This window comes from Streptomyces sp. NBRC 110035 (assembly GCF_000829695.1).
Taxonomy (GTDB): Bacteria; Actinomycetota; Actinomycetes; order Streptomycetales; family Streptomycetaceae; genus Streptomyces.
The window spans coordinates 1-4259 of the sequence record NZ_BBNN01000081.1; the positions used below are offsets into that span (position 1 = coordinate 1).

Consider the following 4259-nt stretch of genomic DNA (forward strand, 5'->3'; position numbering starts at 1 on the left):
GCCGCGAGTGGTACTGGCTCACCCCCGACGAGACCGACCGGCCGGCCGGCACCGGCAGCGACCCCGCCGACGGCGAGTTCTGGTCCGCCGTCGAGAGCGGTGACGTCACCCGTCTGTCCACCGTCCTGGACATCACCGGCGACGACACCGAAGCCTTCAGCAGCCTGCTGCCCGCACTCGCCTCCTGGCGCCGCCGCCGCGCCCTGCGCACCACCCTCGACTCCTGGCGCCACCGCGTCCACTGGATGCCGCTGACCGGTGCCGCCGGACCCGTCCCCGCCGGCCGCTGGCCCGCGCTCGTCCCGGCCGGGCACGCCGACGACCCCTGGGTCGACGACGTCCTCGCCGCCCTCACCGCCCGCGGACTGCGCGTCGAACGCCACGACCTGACCGGCGCCGAGGACACCGCCGCCCTCACCGCCCTGCTCACCACCTCCGACGGAGGGGACCCCGCCGGAGTGCTGTCGCTACTCGCCCTCGACGAGCGGCCGCACCCCGACCACCCCGCCGTACCGCGCGGCCTCACCGCAGCCAAGGACCTGACGCACGCGCTGTCCGGCACCGGCACCCGCCTGTGGGCGATCACCCGCGGCGCCGTCTCCGTCGACAGCCGGGACCCGCTGACCTCTCCCGTCCAGGCCGAGACCTGGGGCTTCGGCCGCGCCGTCGCCTTCGAACTGCCGGACACCTGGGGCGGACTCGTCGACCTGCCGCCCACCCCCGACCCGCGTGCCCTCGACCGCCTCCCCGGCCTCCTCGACGGCACCGAGGACCAGCTCGCCGTGCGCGCCTCCGGCTCCTACGCCCGCCGGCTCGCCCGGATGCCGCTGCCCGAGCCCGCCGGGGACACCGACCCCACCGGCGCCTGGGCGGCCCACGACACCGTCCTGATCACCGGCGGCACCGGCGCCCTCGGCGCCCACGTCGCCCGCTCCCTGGCAGCCGCCGGCACCCGGCACCTGGTCCTCTCCAGCCGCCGCGGTCCCGACGCGCCCGGTGTCGCCGACCTCACCGCCGACCTCACCGCCCACGGCGCCCGCGTCACCGTTGCCGACTGCGACGTCGCCGACCGCGACCAGCTCGCCGGGCTCCTCGAGTCCCTCCCCGCCGACCTGCCGCTCACCGGCGTCGTCCACGCCGCGGGCGTCCTCGACGACGGCGTCCTCGACGCCCTCACTCCGGACCGCTTCGACGCCGTCCTGCGCCCCAAGACCCTCGGAACCGCCAACCTGCACGAACTCACCCGCGACCACGACCTGTCGATGTTCGTGCTGTTCTCCTCCGTCGTCGGCGTCCTCGGCAACGCCGGACAGGCCAACTACGCCGCCGCCAACGCCTACCTCGACGCCGTCGCCGAGCAGCGCCGCGCCGCCGGCCTGCCCGCCACCTCCGTCGCCTGGGGCCCCTGGGCCGACGCCGGCATGGCCACCGCCGACGTCCTCACCGACCGGATGCGCCACGACGGACTCACCCCGATGGCGCCCGACACCGCCGTCGCCGCGCTGCGCGCCGCCGTCACCGAGGGCGCCTCGCACGCCACCGTCGTCGACGTCGACTGGCCGTCGTACGCCGGCGTCCTGACCGCCGCCCGGCCCAGCCCTCTCATCGGTGACCTGCCCGAGGTCCGCCGCGCCCTGCAGGCCGCGAAGGCCGCCGCGCCCGACACCCACGCCCTGCACGACCGGTTGCGCGGCCTCGCCCCCGCCGACCAGGACCGTCTGCTCACCGACCTGGTCCGCGCCGAGGTCGCCACCGCCCTGCGCTACGCCTCGCCCGAGGCCGTCGACGTGCACCGCGCCTTCAAGGACCTGGGCTTCGACTCGCTCACCGCCGTCGAGGTGCGCAACCGCATCACCGCCGCCACCGACGTCAAGCTGCCCACGACACTCCTGTTCGACCACCCCAACACCGTCGCCGTCGTCGACCACCTCAAGGGCCGGCTGCTCGGCGAACAGCAGCGCACCGCCGCACCCGTGGTCGTCGCGGCCGGCGTCACCGACGAGCCGATGGCCGTGGTCGCCATGGCCTGCCGCTTCCCCGGAGGGGTCACCAGCCCCGAGGAACTCTGGGACCTGATGGTCGCCGAGGTCGACGCGGTGTCCACCCCGCCCGCCGACCGCGGCTGGGACCTCGACTCCCTGTACGACCCCGACTCCGAGCGGCAGGGCACCACCTACAGCCGTGAGGGCGGCTTCATCCAGGACGTCGCCGGATTCGACCCGGCGTTCTTCGGGATCTCCCCGCGCGAGGCCCTGGCCATGGACCCGCAGCAGCGCCTGCTGCTGGAGACCTCCTGGGAGACGTTCGAACGTGCCGGCATCGACCCAAGGACCCTGCGCTCCACCGCCACCGGAGTCTTCGTCGGCACCATCAACACCGACTACCAGGTCCGCCTCGGCGGTGCCGCCGCCCAGGAGCAGCTCGCCGGCCACCTCATGACCGGCAACGCCTCCAGCATCGCCTCCGGTCGGCTGTCCTACACGTACGGCTTCGAGGGCCCCGCCGTCACCATGGACACCGGCTGCTCGTCCTCCATGGTCGCCCTGCACCTGGCCCTGCAGTCGCTGCGCACCGGCGAGTGCACCATGGCCCTGGCCGGCGGCGTCACCATCATGTCCACCCCCGAGCCCTACGTGGAGTTCTCCCGGCAGCGCGGCCTCGCCCCCGACGGCCGCTGCAAGGCGTTCGCCGAGGGCGCCGACGGCATGGGCTTCGCCGAGGGCGTCGGCATGGTCCTGCTGGAGCGGCTCTCCGACGCCCGCCGCAACGGCCACCCCGTCCTCGCCGTGGTGCGCGGCTCCGCCCTCAACCAGGACGGTGCCTCCAACGGCCTCACCGCACCCAACGGACCCTCCCAGCAGCGTGTCATCCGCCAGGCCCTCGCCAACGCCGGACTGTCCGCCGCCGACGTCGACGTCGTCGAGGCGCACGGCACCGGCACCCCGCTCGGCGACCCGATCGAGGCCCAGGCCCTGCTGGCCACCTACGGCCAGGGCCGTCCCGCCGACCGGCCGCTGCTGCTCGGCTCGCTGAAGTCGAACATCGGCCACACCCAGGCCGCCGCCGGAGTCGGCGGCATGATGAAGATGGTGCTCGCGATGCGGCACGGCATGGTGCCCAAGAGCCTGCACATCACCGAACCCACCTCGGTCGTCGACTGGTCCGGCGGTGCCGTCCGCCTGGTCACCGAGGCCACCGACTGGCCGGACGCCGACCACCCCCGCCGCGCCGCCGTGTCCTCCTTCGGCATCAGCGGCACCAACGGCCACCTCATCCTCGAACAGGCCCCGGAACCCGAGCCGGCCGACGGGGCCGGGGACCCGGTCGCGGAGACGGACGGCGTCCTCACCGAAGCGGTCCGGGCCCCGGCGTGGCTGCCGTGGGTGGTGTCGGCGAAGTCGCGTGAGGCGGTGCGGGAGCAGGCCGGGCGGCTGGCGGCGTCCGTGCGCGGCAGTGGCGCGGGTGCGCTGGACGTGGCGCACTCGCTGGTGTCGACCCGGGTCGCGATGGAGCACCGCTCGGTCGTCGTCGGCAGCGGTCCCGAGGACCTGCTCGCCGGACTCGACGCGCTCGCCGCCGACGAGCCGTCCGCCCGCGTCGTGAACGGCGTCGCCGAGACCGGACCGGGCGTTGTGTTCGTCTTCCCGGGCCAGGGTTCGCAGTGGGTCGGCATGGCCGTCGAACTCCTGGAGACCTCGCCGGTGTTCGCCGCCCGTATGGCGGAGTGCGCGGCTGCTCTGTCGCCTCATGTCGAGTGGTCGTTGCTTGATGTGGTGGGGGGTGTGGAGGGTGCCGCGTCGTGGGAGCGGGTGGATGTGGTGCAGCCGGTGTTGTGGGCGGTGATGGTGTCGTTGGCGGAGGTGTGGCGTTCGTGCGGGGTGGAGCCGGCTGCGGTGGTGGGTCATTCGCAGGGTGAGATCGCGGCGGCGTGTGTGGCGGGTGGGTTGTCGTTGGAGGATGCGGCGCTGGTGGTGGCGTTGCGTTCGCGTGCGTTGCGTGCTCTGTCGGGTCTGGGTGGCATGGTGTCGGTGGCGTGTGGTGTGTCGGTGGTGGGGGAGTTGGTCGGCCGGTGGGAGGGCCGGGTGTCGGTGGCGGCGGTGAACGGGCCGTCGTCGGTGGTGGTGTCGGGTGACGCGGACGCGTTGGACGAGTTGCTGGTGGTGTGTGAGGCGCAGGGTGTGCGGGCGCGTCGGGTGGCGGTGGACTACGCGTCGCATTCGGCTCATGTGGAGCGTATCGAGGCGGAGTTGGCGGAGCTG

General features: G+C 74.2%; 1 protein-coding gene. It reads left to right on the plus strand.

Annotation, left to right across the window (positions count from 1 at the left end):
• A partial coding sequence (locus TU30_RS32650) for a type I polyketide synthase (RefSeq protein WP_042177235.1) occupies nt 1–4259 on the plus strand: 4259 nt, incomplete at both ends.